Annotated in this window: 16 protein-coding genes; 5 read left to right on the top strand and 11 right to left on the bottom strand. The window is 41.3% G+C overall.

Features of this window, described 5'->3' with window-relative positions; translation table 11 throughout:
- Positions 1–101 precede the first annotated feature (101 nt).
- From kdsB to astE, 6 genes are all read right to left on the bottom strand, one after another.
- Positions 102–899 carry a 3-deoxy-manno-octulosonate cytidylyltransferase gene (gene kdsB / locus MUS1_RS09090; RefSeq protein ID WP_051436190.1) on the bottom strand — a complete coding sequence of 266 codons (798 nt, stop codon included), beginning with the start codon at positions 897–899 and terminating at the stop codon, positions 102–104.
- On the bottom strand, positions 899–1,480 hold the full coding sequence (locus MUS1_RS09085; RefSeq protein ID WP_036161612.1) for a KdsC family phosphatase: 582 nt from the start codon (positions 1,478–1,480) through the stop codon (positions 899–901). The genes kdsB and MUS1_RS09085 overlap by 1 nt, the downstream gene beginning before the upstream one ends.
- A gap of 3 nt (positions 1,481–1,483) precedes the next feature.
- The gene (kdsA, locus tag MUS1_RS09080; RefSeq protein ID WP_036161609.1) at positions 1,484–2,341 is read right to left on the bottom strand and encodes a 3-deoxy-8-phosphooctulonate synthase; all 858 of its coding nucleotides are present in this window, start codon (positions 2,339–2,341) and stop codon (positions 1,484–1,486) included.
- Between the two features lie 24 nt (positions 2,342–2,365).
- A complete protein-coding gene (locus MUS1_RS09075) occupies positions 2,366–3,343 on the bottom strand; it encodes a KpsF/GutQ family sugar-phosphate isomerase (RefSeq protein WP_084035593.1) in 978 nt (325 codons plus the stop codon).
- Between the two features lie 151 nt (positions 3,344–3,494).
- The gene (gene znuA, locus MUS1_RS09070) at positions 3,495–4,577 is read right to left on the bottom strand and encodes a zinc ABC transporter substrate-binding protein ZnuA (RefSeq protein WP_036161608.1); all 1,083 of its coding nucleotides are present in this window, start codon (positions 4,575–4,577) and stop codon (positions 3,495–3,497) included.
- Positions 4,578–4,678: 101 nt separating this feature from the next.
- Positions 4,679–5,695 carry a succinylglutamate desuccinylase gene (gene astE / locus MUS1_RS09065; RefSeq protein WP_036161606.1) on the bottom strand — a complete coding sequence of 339 codons (1,017 nt, stop codon included), beginning with the start codon at positions 5,693–5,695 and terminating at the stop codon, positions 4,679–4,681.
- Positions 5,696–5,951: 256 nt separating this feature from the next.
- Here astE and MUS1_RS09060 point away from each other — a divergent pair, with 256 nt between their 5' ends.
- The 4 genes from MUS1_RS09060 to MUS1_RS09045 all read left to right on the top strand — a co-directional run bounded on the left by MUS1_RS09060 (position 5,952) and on the right by MUS1_RS09045 (position 8,937).
- Positions 5,952–6,488 carry an NUDIX hydrolase gene (locus MUS1_RS09060; RefSeq protein WP_036161604.1) on the top strand — a complete coding sequence of 179 codons (537 nt, stop codon included), beginning with the start codon at positions 5,952–5,954 and terminating at the stop codon, positions 6,486–6,488.
- Complete coding sequence (locus MUS1_RS09055; protein ID WP_036161602.1) at positions 6,475–7,254, top strand: DUF2927 domain-containing protein; 780 nt, start codon at positions 6,475–6,477, stop codon at positions 7,252–7,254. The genes MUS1_RS09060 and MUS1_RS09055 overlap by 14 nt, the downstream gene beginning before the upstream one ends.
- A gap of 154 nt (positions 7,255–7,408) precedes the next feature.
- Positions 7,409–8,509, top strand: coding sequence for a uroporphyrinogen decarboxylase (gene hemE / locus MUS1_RS09050; protein WP_036161601.1), 1,101 nt, complete (start codon positions 7,409–7,411; stop codon positions 8,507–8,509).
- An 89-nt stretch (positions 8,510–8,598) separates the two neighbouring features.
- Entirely contained in the window at positions 8,599–8,937 is a 339-nt protein-coding gene (locus tag MUS1_RS09045; protein ID WP_036161599.1) for a P-II family nitrogen regulator, read from the top strand.
- 72 nt (positions 8,938–9,009) lie between these two features.
- On the opposite strand, the gene MUS1_RS09040 is transcribed toward MUS1_RS09045, so the two are convergent.
- The 5 genes from MUS1_RS09040 to MUS1_RS09020 form a co-directional block, all read right to left on the bottom strand.
- Positions 9,010–9,720, bottom strand: a complete 711-nt coding sequence (locus MUS1_RS09040) for an ABC transporter permease (protein WP_036161597.1) — start codon at positions 9,718–9,720, stop codon at positions 9,010–9,012.
- A 3-nt stretch (positions 9,721–9,723) separates the two neighbouring features.
- The gene (locus MUS1_RS09035) at positions 9,724–10,413 is read right to left on the bottom strand and encodes an ABC transporter permease (protein ID WP_036161594.1); all 690 of its coding nucleotides are present in this window, start codon (positions 10,411–10,413) and stop codon (positions 9,724–9,726) included.
- A gap of 96 nt (positions 10,414–10,509) precedes the next feature.
- Positions 10,510–11,268 carry a transporter substrate-binding domain-containing protein gene (locus MUS1_RS09030; protein WP_036161591.1) on the bottom strand — a complete coding sequence of 253 codons (759 nt, stop codon included), beginning with the start codon at positions 11,266–11,268 and terminating at the stop codon, positions 10,510–10,512.
- 79 nt (positions 11,269–11,347) lie between these two features.
- Positions 11,348–12,115 carry an ABC transporter ATP-binding protein gene (locus MUS1_RS09025; protein WP_036161588.1) on the bottom strand — a complete coding sequence of 256 codons (768 nt, stop codon included), beginning with the start codon at positions 12,113–12,115 and terminating at the stop codon, positions 11,348–11,350.
- Between the two features lie 145 nt (positions 12,116–12,260).
- Positions 12,261–13,280: a GlxA family transcriptional regulator gene (locus MUS1_RS09020; RefSeq protein WP_036161586.1), complete on the bottom strand. Its 1,020-nt coding sequence runs from the start codon at positions 13,278–13,280 to the stop codon at positions 12,261–12,263.
- 295 nt (positions 13,281–13,575) lie between these two features.
- On the opposite strand from MUS1_RS09020, the gene MUS1_RS09015 reads away from it, so the two are divergent.
- On the top strand, positions 13,576–18,393 hold the full coding sequence (locus MUS1_RS09015; protein WP_036161584.1) for an NAD-glutamate dehydrogenase: 4,818 nt from the start codon (positions 13,576–13,578) through the stop codon (positions 18,391–18,393).
- Positions 18,394–18,413: the final 20 nt, after the last annotated feature.

The raw sequence follows: 18,413 nt of genomic DNA, 5'->3' as shown, positions 1-18,413 counted from the left end.
TTTAAGCGTTACCGTTTTCAGATTGTCTAGGTAGATAAATGGCTACTTTTAAAAGAGAACCGCTGATCTAAAAAGAAATTTAATCTTAAAAGACGTCTGATCTAAAAAGACAATTGATCTCGTAGTTTCTCTAAATCTTCCGGTGTATCCACACCATGAGTTGGTAAGCCATCGGCCAATGCCACCTGTACCTTAATACCTTGATGTAGAAATCTGAGTTGCTCTAATTTTTCCCAACGCTCTAATGGTGACATAGGTAAATCGGCGTATTTTGCCAACAGGCTTGCTCGGTAGACGTACAAACCAATATGACGCAACGCAGGGAAATCTACTGGTAAGGAACCTTCTTTACGATCAATATCCGCAAAACCGTCACGATCCCAAGGTATTGGCGCACGGCTAAAATAAAGTGCTCGCTGCATTTCGTCACAAACCACTTTAACAACATTCGGATTGAAGAAATCAGCAACGTCATCAATAGAACAAGCCACCGTTGCCATTTCTGCTTCTTTATCCCGATTCAACGCGGCGACACAAGAATGAATCAAAGCAACGGGTAAAAGCGGTTCATCACCTTGTACATTGACAATAATCTCGTCTGCTTTCCAACCCATTTTATCTGCAACTTCAGCAAGACGCTCTGTGCCATTCTCATGGTCATCGCGAGTCATTACCACCGAAGCACCAAACTCCAATGCAGCTTGATAAATCACATCATGGTCTGTTGCCACCGTCACCGATTGCGCACCCGCTTTGAGTGACAACTCATACACCCATTGCAAAACAGGTTTACCGCCTAAATCTGCCATGAGTTTTTGAGGAAAACGTTGCGACGCATAACGAGCAGGAATAACAATATGGAAAGCAGGTAAAGTCTGTGTATTTTCTTGTGTTGTCATTATTTTTCAAACTCCGGCTTTTGCGCCAATTCATACGCTCTTTCTAGTGACATTCGTGACGCAAGCACTATATCTGCCACTTCCCTTGCAACACCTTCACCCGCTGACTTATGAAGAACAATCGGACAATGACGTTGCAATAAAATATGCGCATCGGCTGGACACAGCGCCACACCCACGTTTGGCATAACTTGAAGATCAATTACATCATCACCAACATAAGCCGCTTCTGAAGGCTTAATATTTAAACGTGCGATTAAATCATCAAATGCTTCAGCCTTGTTGTGACAACCTGGATAAAAGTGCTCAACATTAAGATCTTTCATCCTACGCCTTAAAGGCGCTGAATCTTTTGCTGTAATGACGGCAACCTGAATCCCCCATTTAGGAAGCAACTTCATTGCTACACCATCTTTTACATTGAAGCATTTGATGGCTTCGCCCTGCTCGCTATAAAGCAAACGACCATCTGTAAGAACGCCATCCACATCAAACACAACCAGCTTGAGCGACTGCAATTTAGACATCAAAGATTTGTCATTCAGCAACGCAGGATAAGAAGAAAGAAAAACCGAATCCATTGGTTAAACGCTCGTATCCAAGACTTCAAATGTTTTAACTAATTCATCAAGCTGTTTCATTTGCTTAAGGAAAGGCGCCAATTTACCCAAAGGCAAAGCACAAGGACCATCGCATTTAGCACTGTCTGGCGTTGGGTGTGTTTCCAAGAACAAGCTAGACAAACCTAACGACATGCCAGCGCGAGCCAATTCAGTCACTTGTGCACGACGACCATCGGCAGAATCAGAACGACCACCCGGACGCTGCAAGGAATGTGTCACGTCGAACATCACTGGGTAGCCCATTTTTTTCATTTCGCCAAAACCAAGCATGTCTACGACGAGATTGTTGTATCCCATCATGGTGCCTCGCTCACACAGCATTAGATTACTGTTACCCGCTTCTTCACACTTGGTAAGAATGTGTTTCATTTCATGTGGTGCTAAGAACTGCGCTTTTTTAATATTAATCACAGCGCCTGTTTGCGCCATAGCGACCACCAAATCGGTTTGACGAGACAAGAACGCTGGCAATTGAATTACATCTGCGACTTCTGCCACTGGCGCACATTGATGCTCTTCATGCACATCAGTGATAACTGGCACACCAAAGGTGTCTTTGATTTCTTGTAGAATTTTTAGACCTTCTTCCATGCCAGGGCCACGGAAAGAATTGATAGAAGAACGGTTTGCTTTGTCAAAAGAACCTTTGAAGACATAAGGAATCCCTAAGGCTTCCGTCACCTTTACATGCTCTTCTGCAACTTTCATGGCAAAGTCTCGCGACTCCAGTACGTTAACACCGCTGAACAAAACGAAAGGAAGGTGGTTGGCAACTTGAACCGTTTTTCCTACGTTAATAATTTTTGATACTTCTGACATGAAAACTCCAAATTAGATGCTTGTTTAACGATCGTAAATTTCTAAGATGCCGGATACATTGTCAGTATCGTCGACGACAATCAATAAGGTAATTTTATCTTGTAACATTTGCTCTTCCGCTTGAGCTATCATGATATTTTCATTGATGGTTTTTGGGTTCGCTGTCATCAATTCCGCCATGGTTTTATGAATCATGCCTTCGCTTTCTTTTAACATGGCACGACGCAAATCCCCATCGGTAAAAATACCCAATAATTTACCTGCGTCTTGAATTAACACCACGCCTTTACGACCGTGCGTCATAATATTAATCGCGTCTTTCAATGTGGTATCAGATGAACACAAAGGCAAATTATCTTTATGCATTAAATCTTTAACACGCGTTAAGAGTTTACGTCCCAAACTTCCGCCAGGATGAAAGCGTGCGAAATCTTGCGGTTGAAAGTCTCGGCTTTCCATCAAGGCGACCGCTAAAGCATCGCCCATTGCCGTGGTCATGGTGGTAGACGTTGTTGGTGCTAAGTTATTTGGACAGGTTTCTCGATCAACTGAAATGTCTAAAACACAATCACAATGTTTCGCCAAGGTGGAAGACATATTGCCGACCAAAGCGATACTTGGGTTCCCGAAGCTTTTTAAAGAAGGAAGTAAACGCATTAGCTCTTCTGTTTCGCCTGAGTAGCTAATCAATATCAATACATCTTCCGGCTGTATCATGCCTAAATCACCATGGAAGGCTTCTCCCGGATGCAAGAAGAAGCTAGGCGTGCCAGTAGAAGCTAATGTCGCGGCGATTTTTTTACCTATTAAGCCAGACTTCCCCATACCGCAAATGATAGTGCGACCTTTACTGGAAAGAATGAGACGAACGGCTTTGGCGAATTCTTCGGTGACTTGATTAGAAAGATTTTTAAGTGCTTGGGCTTGCGTTGATAAAGTACGTTGCGCACTTTTAATAAGCACATCGGTAGACACATTTTTGTGCGATGTATTGCTGTCCATAAAGCCTCTCTGCAAGGGTCACAATAAATGTAAAGTGAACACATTATACAGAGGTAAAACCAAGTAGCCTACCAAAGAGCCAATTTATCCCGACTCTTTGGCAGAACAAAGATCAAAGAAGCCTTCGTTTAGCTCCTTTGATTGAGCAAGGTTAGCCTAAGCATTTTAGGAACTGACCGCTAAGCGTATTCAAGAACGTAAAGTAAGCATCTTGATTTAGCTTAATATCACCACCTAATGGATCAAGAGGTGCCGTTTTTACATTAGAACCATCCAACAAGCTTTTTACAATCGCTGGACTAAACTGTGGCTCGCTAAAAACACACTGTACATTGTGCTCTTCAATTTCGTGACGAAGTTCAGCTACTTTTTTCGCGCCCGGCTTACGCTCTGGACTTACTGTAATTTCACCAACATGGTTCAAACCGTAATGTTCTTCAAAGTAAGTGTAACCATCATGGAAAACGATGTAAGGCACAGTTTTTACTTTACTTAAGGATTTACGAATCTCTGCGTCGGTTGCTTCAAGCCCTTTTTCAAACTTGGCTAAGTTACCTTTGTAGTAAGAGGCATTATCAGAATCTAAGTACACAAGGCGCATAGTGACAGCTTGTGCCAATATCAGTGCATTTTCTGGTGCTAACCAAACATGTGGATCAACACCATCATGGTTGTGACCTTCATGTCCAGTAAGCTCTTCACGGTCATGATCATCATGTTCTTCGTGATCGTGGTCATCATGTTCTTCGTGGTCGTGATCATCATGTTCTTCGTGGTCGTGGTCGTGGTCGTGGTCATCATGACCTTCGTGATCATCATGACCTTCGTGATCATCATGACCTTCGTGATCATCATGACCTTCGTGGTCGTCATGGCCGTGATCATCATGGCCGTCTTCACCAAAATTATGAAGCTCAACACCCTTAAGTGCCAACCACTCAATCGATGACTCTTCTTTGCCTGCGTTTTCTAAAGGTTTTTCTAAGAATCGTTCTAAAGATTCCCCGACCCAAACAACCGTATCTGCGTTATTAATCTTTCTTAAGTCAGAAGGGCGCAAAGCAAAATCGTGCGGTGAAGCTGTGCTCGATACAATTTGTTGTATCTCAGCGCGATCACCAGAAATCGCTGCAACAATCATAGAAACAGGACTAATACTGGTAACGATCATTGGTTTCGAAAAAGCCAAAGGAGATAACGCGGAAACACCGACGGCGAGAAGAAGTTTGTTCATTATTTGATTCCATAAATTGAATGATGTTATAACGTAACAGTACGATATAGAAAAAAAAGATTCAAGCAATTCAGCCAAATTGCCCCAATAAATAGTGAAGGTCAGGCTAGCTGTAAATTCTCTATTTCGATAGGACGCACTATCAACCCCGCCCTTTGCCCAACTGGTAAATTAGTATTCGGAAAGACGATTGCATCACCGGTTTTTTCCACTTGGTATTGACTCTTTTTCGAGTTGGCTAATACATAGTCTTTTTCAAACTGCGTAAAATTTTTCACATCGTCATTTATGCTTAACTCATAACTCTCATCGTCTTTTATCAAATCATTTAATACTGAAAAAACATTCACATCTGATAAAGGTTTTTGAGACAACACACTATTTTCAATTAGAAATATTAAGCTTTTTTCAAGGTCGGCAAAACGTGACAAATCATTCTGACCAAAAGAGCATACCTTACCAAGCTCTACCGTGAACGAATGAGCCCCATGAACAGAATAGCTGTAATAAGAAAAGGTGGTGGTTGGTTGATGCGATAATAATACGGCTTGTATGCCGCTAGAAGCTAAAAAACCAAACTGTGCTTTATTGTAAATAGCATTCTCGACAAAGGGAGACACTGCAAATTTTTCATGAACAGAACCACGAATGGCAGTATGCAGATCATAGTGCAAACGCATTTGCTCGGAACCACTATTCGCCATGGCATAAAAATCACTAACAGCCAGCTCAAGTCGTTTTGCCCTCTTCGCTTCAAACCCTTCGTAACTCTTCCAGGCACCGCTGAATAATCTATTTAAATTTACGTCGCAAAAACGCTTTGCCAGATTAGCCGCAACAGGATTACCTATGATCACCAAAAGACGAATGCTTAGTTTCAGCTGTCCATTTAAGATTGATTTTACCAAGGAGTTTAATAATTCAATTGGCCCAGTTTCATTACCATGAATACCAACTGATAAAACAAGGTTGATAGAGGATTTTTCCTTAGGCTCAAGCCTCAGAATGCCTGTTTCTTCAACAAAACCAATACCGCTAGGGAATGAGAATTGAAATGGCGCAAGTCCGTCTTGATTCGCTAATGTTAGAGCTAAAAAATCATTGTTCAAAATAGCCATTATTCCTCGCCTAATACATTCTTAAAATACCTATGTATCATATCGCTTTTCAAAGAAATTTAATTCGTTCATTTTGCGCTTACATAGAAAGCAGAAAAACAAGTCGCTTCTTTTATACTCTTGGGACCTGACATTCTTAAATTCTGGACTTTTGCATGTAGAAAGCCTGACAAAACAGGAGAAACCTTTTCTTTCATGTAAAATGTCGATACCCTTTCTCCCATTCTAATAGATCCACTTTCTAATTGAGTACTTTATGCCCGTGAATGACGAAGTCATTATATTAGTCGACAAGCACAACAACATAATTGGCGACATACCACGACGCTTAATGGACTTTGGCAAAGACTATCATCGTGTAACCTATATCTTAGTGTTCAATTCCACAGGCAATTTAATCGTCCAAAAACGCACCGACAACAAAGCGTTTTGTCCCGGTTATTATGGCGTCACGACAGGTGGCGTGGTTGAGAAAGGTGAATCTTACATTGAGTCAGCCCATCGTGAACTGCAAGAAGAACTCGGATTTGATGCTCCATTAGAAAGCCAAGGGGGTTTTCTTACTGAGGGTGAAGGTTTTAGAATTTGGGGTAAAATTTACACCTGTCATTATGATCCATCTATTCAAGGAAAGCTGGAATTACAACCTAAAGAAGTCGCATCTGTTCATGAAATGAGCATCGACGACATTCTTAAAAACCCAGATAATTTACTTTTCACGCCAGACTCTTTAGATGCTTTGCGCCATTACGCCAACAAGCTCACTCAAGCCAAACCTAATGACCCGCTTTAGTTTTTGTTTACTCATTATTTTAATCACTTCTCAAAGCTTTGCCGAAGAACCTTGGCAAAGTGATCAATACATTCAAGCCAGTTTTATCAAAATTGCCTTAGAACGTGAATACAAAGAAACAAAACACCCAAAAATCGTACGCTGGAACCAACCAATCACACTTTTCTTTGAGAGTGAAAGTGGTGATACCAATCTGCAAAAAGAATTACTTAGCGTCCATGCGAAGCATCTTTCTTATATCACCGGCCTTTCAATCAAATTTACTGACGATCCCAAAAAAGCCAATATGTTTGCCATTTTCACTACCTATAAAAATATGGAAAACAAGGTTCAACAATACATAGGCGACCCTGAAAAAATTCGAGCAGCCTTAGACGAAGCCATTTGCCTAGGCACATTTAGTCGTAATTCACGTTATGAAATTGTAAAAGGCAGCATTATTATCCCAGTAGATTATGCGCGTGAAAAAGCCCGTTTATTAGACTGTGTGGTTGAGGAAATAACCCAATTACTTGGACTGCCTAACGACTCAAACGATGTTTTTCCGTCAATCTTTAATGACATAAGCATTGATACTTATCTAAGCCCACTTGATTACATATTGCTCAAAGCGCTTTATTCACAGAATTTAAAACCGGGAATGGATGTTGCCCAAACCAAAGCTGCTTTTCCTAACGTACTAAAAGAATTACATACCAAAAGAGACATAGAGAACGCCGTAAAACGAGTACAAAAACACAATTTAAAAGTCTACCTCGGTGATTGATTCTTCATATCAATAGCTATCAACAAATACTGCTATAGATCAATATTATTAGCCTTTTCAACCGCCTTCTCATAAATTGTACTTATTCGCTCTGCTTTTCCTTTGCAAGTTAGGTAAAATGCGCCACATTGAAAATTCACACTGGAGAGTATTAATGTTTCCTGAACTCAAAAATGACCGTTTCTTGCGTGCATTGCTTAAACAACCGGTCGATACAACCCCCGTATGGATGATGAGACAAGCTGGACGCTATTTACCAGAGTATCGAGCAAGTCGCGCCACGGCAGGAGATTTTTTGAGCCTCTGCAAGAATGACGCTTTTGCTTGTGAAGTTACCCTACAACCACTGAAACGTTACGAGCTAGATGCCGCTATTTTATTTTCGGACATTCTTACCATTCCAGATGCTATGGGCCTAGGCTTGTATTTTGAGACCGGTGAAGGCCCAAAATTCAAACACACAATTCGCAACAAAGCTGATGTTGATGCACTGCCTATTACCACAGCAAATGATCTCGATTACGTGATGAAAGCTGTCACTACGATCCGTCACGCTTTGAATGGCGATGTGCCATTAATCGGTTTTTCTGGCAGTCCATGGACACTAGCCACTTACATGATTGAAGGTGGCTCAAGTAAAGATTTTCGCCATATCAAAGCCATGATGTATCAATCTCCCGAAACCTTGCACGCCTTATTGAGCAAATTAGCGAAATCGGTTACTGCTTACTTGAATGGCCAAATTTTAGCCGGCGCTCAAGCATTACAAATTTTCGATACATGGGGCGGCATATTAAGTGGCCCTATGTATCAGCAGTTTTCGTTGCTTTATATGAAAGAAATCATGGATGGCTTAATAACGGAACATGAAGGTAAGAAAATCCCTGTTATTGTATTCACCAAAAATGGCGGACAATGGCTAGAAAACATGGCGTCAATTGGTGCCGATGCACTCGGTTTAGATTGGACGACAGACATTGGCGAAGCTCGCGCTCGTGTTGGCGATAAAGTTGCACTTCAAGGCAATATTGACCCTTGCGTGCTGTATGCTGGAAAAGAAGTTATAGAACGTGAAGTCGAAAACGTTTTATCCGGATACGGCCATGGTAGCGGACATGTTTTCAATCTTGGTCATGGCATTCACCAATACGTAAACCCTGATCACCCGAAATATCTGATAGATGCCGTTCATAAACTAGGAGAAAAATACCACGACCCTAAGTTTGATGACCTAGATTCGCTAAATGGCTTATAAATCTAGATCATTATGATCAGGTTTGTGGCGACTTTACCAAGAGAGTGGTATTTTTAAGCTAAACAAGTGTTATTCCTAGGAGAAAAGAAATGAAATTAATTACGGCCATTATTAAGCCCTTCAAATTAGACGAAGTTCGCGAAGCACTTTCTGATATGGGGATTAATGGTATTACTGTAACTGAAGTAAAAGGATTTGGTCGTCAACGAGGCCATACTGAGCTTTATCGCGGTGCTGAATATGTGGTTGATTTTCTACCTAAAGTAAAACTTGAGCTTGCAGTAGAAACGGACCAAGTAGAGCGAGCTATTGAAGCAATACAACACAGTGCAAACACAGGTAAAATTGGTGACGGTAAAATTTTCGTTACTGCTCTTGAGCAAATCATTCGTATTCGTACGGGCGAAACTGGCCCAGAAGCCATCTAACTAGATAAAATTTCATACGATCAAAAATAAAAAAAGAGGCCGGGCCTCTTTTTTTATTTCATCAACGAAAAATCAACCTTTATCTGGCACCTTAATAGACAGGGTTCCTAAGTAACGATTCTGGCGTAGCTCTATTTGTCGGAACAAAGCAATAACCACAATACTAATCGCTAAATAGATCCCGCCTGCCGCTAGAAAAATTTCAATCGGCGTATAGGTTCGAGCAATGATGGTTCTCGCCATTCCCGTTAGATCTAAAATAGTAATCGTACTTGCCAATGCACTCCCCTTTAGCATCAAGATAATTTCATTACCGTAGGCAGGAAGCACAATACCAAAAGCACGGGGTAACAAGACACGACGATACATCTGCGCCTTTGACATACCAACCACTTTACATGCTTCCACCTCCCCTTCGGGAATAGCTTGAATCGCACCACGGAAGATCTCAGCAGTATAAGCCGATGTATTTAACGTAAAGGCAATTATTGCACACCAAAAAGGCTCTTTGAGTATTGGCCAAAATATACTTTCTCGCACCGCATCGAATTGTGATGCCCCGTAATAGACTAAAAATATCTGAACGAGTAAAGGGGTTCCACGAAAGAAAAAGATGTACGTAAAGGGAATCGCTCTAATCCAGGCAACAGGCGAAATTCTTGCCAAGGCAATAGGCAAAGCAAACGCGCCACCCAATACAACCGATAAAAAAACCAACTGAAGGCTTACCCAAGCACCACTTAGCAAGCGAGGGAAATATTCAACAACAACTGAAAAATCCATTCATTATCCCCTTGCTAAGCCGCGGCTTGCTCGTTTTTCCATATAAGAAACCAGCACCATAGAGACAATGGTTAAAGCCAAATACATAAACGCTGCAACTAAATAAAACAAAAATGCTTCTTTCGTACTGCTAACCGCAATATTGGCTTTGCGCATAATATCATCCAAGCCAACGACAGAAACTAATGCCGTATCTTTCAGTAATACGAGAAATAAATTTCCAAGCCCAGGTAAGGCAATACGCCAAACTTGCGGCAAAATAATACGATAAAACTTACGAACAGTACCCATTCCTAAAGCAACAGCCGCTTCGTGCTGACCTTTAGGAATAGACTGAAGCGCACCACGAAAAACTTCTGTTGCGTAAGCCCCAAAAGTCAAACCAAGCGCAGTAACACCAGCAGCAAAAGCGCCAACTTCGATGTATTCTTCATAACCAAACAAACTGGCAATCGCCATCAAAACACTGGTTGCGCCAAAATAAATAATAAGAACGGTTAAAAGCTCAGGAATACCACGAATTAACGTAGTGTAACCATGAGCAATCCATCGTATGACGGAGATAGAAGACAACTTGGCAGACGCGCCAAGCAACCCCAACACCAGTCCTACCAATAGAGAACACAGCGCTAGCTCTAGGGTAACAACAGCACCTTGTAGAAGCTGATCACCGAATCCATGAAGATCAATCATAGTATTTTCTCGGAGTAAGCTGAAAAAAGGTTTCTCGGTGTATAAAACACCGAGAAACTTATAGAACGCTCTACTGTAAGTCTAATAACGATAGGCTTAGTAGATAGAGAAAGGGAAATAACGAGCATTAATTTTCTGATAAGTACCATCAGCAATCAATTCATCAAGCGCTTTGTTCAATTTTTCTTTTAACTTAGTATCGCCTTTACGAACAGCAATACCGATTTCGTCGTTCTTCATGAAAGAGTTACCTTTGAACTCAAACTTAGACGCGCCTTCTGCAGTTTTCAACCAGTTATACGTTGGTAGCTCATCAGATAAAACGATGTCTAAACGACCAGAAAGAAGATCTAAATAAACATTATCTTGGTTATCATAGAATTTCAGATCTGCTTTACCTGTAAAGTTGTCTTCTAAGTACTGCGCACCCAATGTTGAACGCTGTGCTCCAATGGTTTTGCCATCCAAATCACTTAAATCAAGTTTTTCACCAACACGACCCATGAAGCGCAAGCCGCCAGAGTAATATTTGTTAGTGAAATCAACCACTTTCAAACGATCTTCAGTGATAGACATAGAGGCGATGATGGCATCGAATTTACGAACTTTCAAACCAGGAATAAGGCCATCCCAATCTTGAACTAGGATTTCACAATCCGCTTCCATACGTGAACACAATGCACGAGCGATATCGACATCAAAACCTTGTGCCATGCCTGCAGAGTCAATAAAGTTAAATGGTGCCCAAGCGCCTTCTGTTACAAAACGAACCTTATCAGCAGCTTGAACAGATATAGAGGAAACAGCAGCTGACAACAAAAGAGCTGAGCCTAATACGATTTTTTTAAGTTTCATAAAAACACCTTTTTGATTATTAAATTATTTGTCATTACTTTTTTATGACTAAAGTCAGAATTGCTTTTATTACTTTGGCCTAAAATGTACTTGATAAAAACGCTTTGCAACGTTCAGATTTTGGCGAACCAAAAACTTGATCCGGTGTGCCTTTTTCTTCAACAACACCTTTATGCAAGAACACAACTTCACTGGAAACTTCACGAGCAAAGTTCATCTCATGAGTTACGATGAGCATAGTACGCCCTTCTTCTGCCAGATTACGCATCACACCCAACACTTCACCAACCAATTCTGGATCAAGAGCGGAAGTTGGCTCATCAAACAAAATAACCTGTGGATCCATCGCTAAAGTTCTAGCGATAGCAACACGTTGCTGCTGACCACCTGATAACTGATTAGGGTACATATGCTTTTTCTCTGCAATGCCTACTTTATGTAGTAAATGCTCAGCGTATTCAAGAACTTCCTGCTTAGGTCGTTTTAACACATTAAGAGGACCTTCCATCACATTTTGGAGAATAGTCATGTGCGGCCATAAGTTGAAGCTTTGAAATACGAACCCAATTTGCTGGCGCATTTGAGTAAGCTGCTTCATGTTATTCGCAACAAGGTCAGACTCACCCTGTATCAAATCTAATTTATTGCCATTAAAAAGTATCTCTCCTTGAGTCGGGTTCTCAAGCAAGTTAATACAACGTAAGAAGGTACTTTTGCCTGAACCACTAGAGCCAAGAATCGAAATAACATCCCCATCATAAGCTTTCATGGAAATACCTTTCAGCACCTCAACATCGCCAAATGTTTTATGGATATTAATGAGCTCTAACGCTGGGGTTTTCGACATGCTTTTTTACCTTCTTTTATTATGAGCCTATTATTTTTAACACAATGTTTAATGGCTCTAATCACTCATAAGAACGATCCAGCTCAAACCATCTAAAGACAGAATACAAAAATCACGCCAAAAATAATCTAGCAGCTAGTTTAAATTATTTTTTCCAAAGTTGCCTTTTTTTCCTATCACTTTGTAATGGAATTGAAGCTTTATTGTGAGTTTTATTCCGCTCATCTCTAGGAGTAATCCCAAAAAAACCTTTATAAGTGGTACTAAAATGGGGCGCAGAACCAAATCCGCACTCACTTCCAACACTTGTAATAGCCTTATCTGTTTGTGTCAGTAGTTTCTTCGCATGCTGCAATCGCAGCTCTAAATAATAACGCGAAGGCACAATATCCAAATTACTTTTAAATAAACGCTCTAAATGCCGCCTAGAAACACCGACGTGGTAAGCAATATCATCGGTAGATAAAGGCTCCTGAATATTGGCTTCCATCAATTGCACAGCTTCAACAAGTTTTGGCTGACCGACACCAATACGTGCCTGCAGAGGAATCCTTTGAGAATCATCATGAGTACGAATACGTTCACAGACAAACTGCTCCGATATGCTGCTGGCTAATGTCATACCATGCTGTTTACCAACCAAAAAAAGCATCATATCCATCGCAGCAGTACCACCGCTGCAGGTGTAGCGATCACGATCCACCTCAAACAAATGATTAGAAACAATCGTCTGAGGAAATTCATCACGTAAATTGGTAATACTCCACCAATGTATCGTGGCTCGATAACCATCCAACAGTCCAGATTTAGCCAGTAAATAACTGCCAGTACACAATCCACCTAACCCAACATGTTTTTTCGCTTGTTTTCTTAACCAATTTTCTAAAGTTTTATTTTCGTTTTTTGACACTGGAGAGGCACCACAAACAAAAATGGCATCTAAATCGGTAGGAGCCTCACTAGTAAGATAATCTGATACTGTTGTAAGCCCTGTGTTAGAAAGGATCTCCCTTTCATCACCACTAATAGTACAGAAGGAATAAAGCTCTTTTCCTGTTACCCAATTCGCCATATGCAATGTCTCTATGGCAGAAGAAAAACCTAACATAGAATAATTAGGTAAAAGCAAAAAACCGTATTTTTGAGGCTTTTTACTAGCCTGCATGATTTCTCTTGATGCGAATTCACTCTTGTACAAAATATTATCCTGCGAACTATAGGCAAAAAAGAAGTTTATTTCGTTTAAAATGGATAACAAAGGTTTTTTTCGTATGAAACAAGTTTTTTTTACTCTGATCAACCATTCATGAAAACAATATGTCGCAATTAGATAAGTTATCAACTATCAAAGATGCATTTTTTTCATAATAATCTTATGCAGAGTTCATATTAAATACTTTCGGAAAATTGCCTTTACGACTAGTTTTATTAAGAACACCATTCATGAGGTATGAGTTCTAATGACTGATTACAGAAAAAATGAATTGATTGAGCGTATTGAAGTAGAAATAAACGATAATTTTAACGCTGTAGAAGCTATAAATTTGATTCAACTTACTCACTTATATTTCCAGGATGCCCTGACGGAAGATTTAGCCAGCGAGTCGATAGAAAACTTATACGGCACCATTGTGTGCCTGTGGGATTTTTTACAGCAACGTAAGCCAAACCAGCCAAAAGTTCGTGTTTACAATCCGAACTTTGAAGAACACAGCTGGCAATCAACTCATACTGTGATCGAAATCCTGACTGAAGACACACCTTTTCTTGTGTCATCTTTCAATATGGCACTTGTTCGTCTTGGCCATACCATCCATATGACCGCTCATCCTGTTATACCAGTCGAACGTAATAAAAAAGGTGAGCTGCAAAACATTAATCCGGCAGCAAAATCCCACGAAGCCTTAATGCGATTTGAAATAAATCGCCTGTCTGATATCAACTTATTAGATGAAATTAAAGAAGAGCTACTTAAAAGCTTAACAGACGTAAATAAAACAGTAGCTGATTGGCCAACAATGAAGTCAAAGCTAAGTGAAATTATTAGCGAATCTGAGCAACTGGAGCACTTAAAAGGCAATGAAGAACATCAAGAAATCCTTGATTTCATACACTGGATCGCAAACGACCACTTTACCTTTATTGGTTTCCGCGCCTACGACCTTGCTATTGAAGGGAAAGAAACACACCTTAAACTCGTTGAAGGCTCTGGTCTTGGCACTTTCCGAGACATCAATGACAAAAAAGTAAAGCGAGACATTGTTCTACAAGACAACCTTGCGAAATTAGCCGTCGACAGCAGTAATATTTTGATTTTGACAAAATCAACGGCCATTTCCACGGTTCATCGCCCTGTCCATCTTGATTACTTAGGCATCAAACGCTTCGACAAAAAAGGCAAGGTCATTGGTGAATGGCGTTTCTTTGGTTTGTACTCGTCTACGGCTTATATTGCTCGCCTACAAGACATTCCGTTACTCCGTAAAAAACTTAACATCATCCTAGAACAAGCCAATGTAGACCCAAACAGTCACAAGGGGAAAAATCTAAAGCATATATTAAACAGCTACCCTCGTGATGAAATGCTGCAAGCGCCTGTGGAAGAGCTTTTCAGCACAATTGAAAGCATCCTAGCCATCCAAGAGCGTCGACAATTGCGTGTATTCCTGCGTAAAGACATTTATGGTCGCTTCTTAAACGCATTAGTTTACGTTCCAAGAGATCGCTACAACACAGAGTTACGCATGAAGATGGAAGACATCTTAATGACAGCGTGCAATGGCACTAGCTCTGAATTCAATGTGCAGTTTTCTCAGCTAGTATTGGCTCGCGTTAACTTTACAATCCAAATTGCGGACCCAAAACAAAGCCCAACCGTCGATGCAGAAGACATTCAGCGCAAGATGCAGGATGCAATGAGCTCATGGGAAGACAAGCTATTAAGTGCACTACATAAGAGTCATGGCGAAGAGAACGGAAACCTCCTTTTCAATGACTACATGCCGTATTTGCCAGCAGCGTACCAAGAAGATTTCTCACCAAACGCCGCTGTTATTGATATCGAACGCTTAAGTTTACTTGCTGGCGAAGGTGATATTTCGACACATATTTATCGCCAAGTGGGGCAAGCAAAGAACAACTACTATTTTAAAGTCTATGGCGCTGGTACCACGCTTATTTTATCGGATGTGTTACCGATTCTGGAGTGCATGGGATTAAGAGTATTAGAAGCTCGTCCGTATGAATTTGATCAAAACGGCGATGGCAAAGCCAACACTTGGGTTGTTGAATTCGCCATCAGTGTTGATGACGATGTAAATCTTGAAAAAAATGCTCAACGAGAAGCTTTCCAAGACGCCTTCAACCAAGTATTCAGCCGCCGTGTTGAAAATGATAATTTCAATGCTTTGGTTTTAAACGCGTCGTTGACTTGGCGTCAAATCACCATGTTGCGCGCATTAACAAAATATCTAATGCAGCTTCAAGTGCCTTTCTCTGGCCAGTATATGCAACAAACACTGGAGAAAAACACCAACATTACTCGTTTACTTGTACAGCTATTCGAACAACGCTTCGACCCTAGCCAAACCGTTAAACGCGATGAAAAAATACAAAAACTGCTTGAAAAAATTGATCTAGAGTTAGATCAAGTCGCTCATTTAGACGAAGACCGCATTTTGAAACACTACTTATCAGTGATTCAAGCGATGCTGCGTACGAACTTTTATCAAGCGAGCGAAACAGGCGACATCAAAGATTACGTATCCTTTAAATTGGATCCGTCCCTTATTCCTGCAGTGCCTTTACCTCGACCTAAATTTGAGATATTCGTCTACGCGCCTTGGGTAGAAGGCGTTCACATGCGTGGCGGCAAGGTCGCCCGTGGCGGGCTTCGCTGGTCTGATCGTATGGAGGATTTCCGTACTGAAGTACTTGGTTTGGTGAAAGCGCAAATGGTGAAAAACGCCGTTATTGTTCCGTCTGGCGCAAAAGGTGGTTTCGTTGCAAAACAACTTAAGAAAAATGCTTCCCGTGAAGAAGTACAAGCCGAAGTCATTCATTGCTACACCACTTTCATCAGCGGCTTGCTAGACATTACTGACAACCTAGTTCAAAACGAAGTAATCGCTCCAACATCTGTCATTCGCTATGACGAAGACGACCCATATTTGGTTGTTGCAGCAGATAAAGGAACGGCTACTTTCTCGGATTTAGCGAACAGCATTTCGGCGGAATACGGTTTCTGGTTAGGTGACGCCTTCGCCTCTGGCGGTTCAAATGGTTACGACCATAAAAAAATGGGCATCACGGCACGCGGCGCTTGGGAATCGGTTAAACGCCAATTCCAAGAAATCGGCATTAATTGTCAAACCACTGATTTCACAACCGTTGGTATCGGCGACATGGCGGGCGATGTATTTGGCAATGGTATGTTGCTTTCGAAGCATACCCGTCTAGTGGCAGCCTTTAACCATATGCATATCTTCATTGATCCAACACCTGACGCAGCAACCTCGTTCGCTGAACGAGAGCGCATGTTTAAATTGCCTCGTTCGTCTTGGGAAGATTACAACAAGGAACTGATTTCAAAAGGCGGCGGTATTTTTAATCGCTCTGCGAAGTCCATTCCGATTAATGCCGACATTCGCAAAGCATTGGGCATCGAAGGCAACATTAAATCGATGGCACCTATTGATTTGATCAATGCGATTTTAAAAGCACCGGTCGATCTTCTTTGGAACGGTGGTATTGGTACTTATGTGAAGTCTGAAAAAGAATCACATGCTGATGCAGGCGATAATGCAAATAACGGTTTACGTGTAAACGGCAAAGAATTACGTTGCCAAATTGTTGGTGAAGGCGGCAACTTGGGTCTCACTCAGCTAGGCCGTATTGAATTCGCTCAAAACGGTGGTTTAATCAGCACAGACGCGATCGATAACTCCGCTGGCGTAGACAGCTCAGATCATGAAGTAAACATTAAAATTTTGCTTAACAGTGTTGTTGAAAACGGCGATATGACCGAGAAGCAACGTAATAGTTTGTTGGCCGAAATGACGGATGAAGTAGGCAGTTTAGTATTGCGCCATAATCTTGGACAAAGCCATGTATTGTCGTTAGCCAATGCACAAGCCCCAGAGCGCTTAGCGGATCACTGGCGCCTAATTCAATCGCTTGTACGCGAAGGCCGTCTGAATCGTGAAATCGAATTTTTACCAAATGACACGCAGATAAAACAGCGTTTAAACAAAGGTCTTGGTTTAACTCGACCTGAAATTTCTGTTTTGTTGGCGTACTCGAAAATAAAATTATCTGAACAACTTGTTCTAGATGGGATTGGCGAAGATGCGGACTTGACGACTCAAATTAATGAGTATTTCCCAACTCAGTTGACCAAACGTTTTGACAACCAAATGTCGTCACATCCATTGATTCAGGAAATTATTGCCGGCCATGTGACAAATAATCTTGGCAATCGCATGGGGCCCACCTTCACGACTTACATGCAAGATGAAACGGGTGCCTCTTCTTTGAATGTCGTGCGAGCGTATATGGCAGCAGAAGAAATCTTTGGTATTCCAGCGCTTTGGCATTCGATTAATCAACTAGATTTCACTGTCTCTAACACGGTACTAAACGAGTTGTTAATACGCATTCAAGGTCTTCTTGAGCGCACAACGCTTTGGCTATTGCGCAATACTCGTGAAAGCCTATCGATCCAGCGTTTGAAAGAAACCTACAAGCCTGGTGTCGATATTATCCGTGCAAACATGCAAGCCATCTTGACTGAACCTAGCCAAGCGCATTTAGCTGACATTGCCGCCAACCTAGTTGAGAAAGACATTCCAGTTGAAATTTCTGAAAGTCTATCGTCTCTTCATTATCTATTTTATGGGTTGGATATTATTCGAGTCTCTGCCAATACGGACACAGAAGTATTGGATGTTGCTCAAACCTACTTTGCACTTGAAATGGATCTTGAGCTTCATTGGTTGCGTCATAAAGCCAACGAGCTATCTGCAGACGATATGTGGCAAAGGCGTGCGAAAGCAGGCCTAGGCGATGAAGTCGACAATAGTTTACGTACACTTACTCAGGAAGTGATTCAATCCAGTGTTGATATCAAAAAACTCGAAGAGCGCCTGAACTATTGGCGTGAATCAAACAGCGACAACATTAACCATTACCGAACCACTTTTGGTGAAATAAAAGCCGAAAGTGAATTAACACTGGCCATGGTAACTGTCGCTATTCGTGAGTTAAGAAATCTGATATAAATCCAAGGGTGGTCGTTATC

Origin of the sequence: Marinomonas ushuaiensis DSM 15871, from assembly GCF_000521805.1 — a bacterium.
Lineage (GTDB): Bacteria > Pseudomonadota > Gammaproteobacteria > Pseudomonadales > Marinomonadaceae > Marinomonas > Marinomonas ushuaiensis.
The sequence above is the reverse complement of the archived record's forward strand: the minus strand, read 5'-3'. Positions and strand labels throughout refer to the sequence as shown.

Coding starts and splice junctions, on each gene's coding strand:
- kdsB (WP_051436190.1), bottom strand. CDS start 899: ATGACAACACAAGAAAATACACAGACTTTACCTGCTTTCCATATTGTT.
- MUS1_RS09085 (WP_036161612.1), bottom strand. CDS start 1,480: ATGGATTCGGTTTTTCTTTCTTCTTATCCTGCGTTGCTGAATGACAAA.
- kdsA (WP_036161609.1), bottom strand. CDS start 2,341: ATGTCAGAAGTATCAAAAATTATTAACGTAGGAAAAACGGTTCAAGTT.
- MUS1_RS09075 (WP_084035593.1), bottom strand. CDS start 3,343: ATGGACAGCAATACATCGCACAAAAATGTGTCTACCGATGTGCTTATT.
- znuA (WP_036161608.1), bottom strand. CDS start 4,577: ATGAACAAACTTCTTCTCGCCGTCGGTGTTTCCGCGTTATCTCCTTTG.
- astE (WP_036161606.1), bottom strand. CDS start 5,695: ATGGCTATTTTGAACAATGATTTTTTAGCTCTAACATTAGCGAATCAA.
- MUS1_RS09060 (WP_036161604.1), top strand. CDS start 5,952: ATGCCCGTGAATGACGAAGTCATTATATTAGTCGACAAGCACAACAAC.
- MUS1_RS09055 (WP_036161602.1), top strand. CDS start 6,475: ATGACCCGCTTTAGTTTTTGTTTACTCATTATTTTAATCACTTCTCAA.
- hemE (WP_036161601.1), top strand. CDS start 7,409: ATGTTTCCTGAACTCAAAAATGACCGTTTCTTGCGTGCATTGCTTAAA.
- MUS1_RS09045 (WP_036161599.1), top strand. CDS start 8,599: ATGAAATTAATTACGGCCATTATTAAGCCCTTCAAATTAGACGAAGTT.
- MUS1_RS09040 (WP_036161597.1), bottom strand. CDS start 9,720: ATGGATTTTTCAGTTGTTGTTGAATATTTCCCTCGCTTGCTAAGTGGT.
- MUS1_RS09035 (WP_036161594.1), bottom strand. CDS start 10,413: ATGATTGATCTTCATGGATTCGGTGATCAGCTTCTACAAGGTGCTGTT.
- MUS1_RS09030 (WP_036161591.1), bottom strand. CDS start 11,268: ATGAAACTTAAAAAAATCGTATTAGGCTCAGCTCTTTTGTTGTCAGCT.
- MUS1_RS09025 (WP_036161588.1), bottom strand. CDS start 12,115: ATGTCGAAAACCCCAGCGTTAGAGCTCATTAATATCCATAAAACATTT.
- MUS1_RS09020 (WP_036161586.1), bottom strand. CDS start 13,280: ATGCAGGCTAGTAAAAAGCCTCAAAAATACGGTTTTTTGCTTTTACCT.
- MUS1_RS09015 (WP_036161584.1), top strand. CDS start 13,576: ATGACTGATTACAGAAAAAATGAATTGATTGAGCGTATTGAAGTAGAA.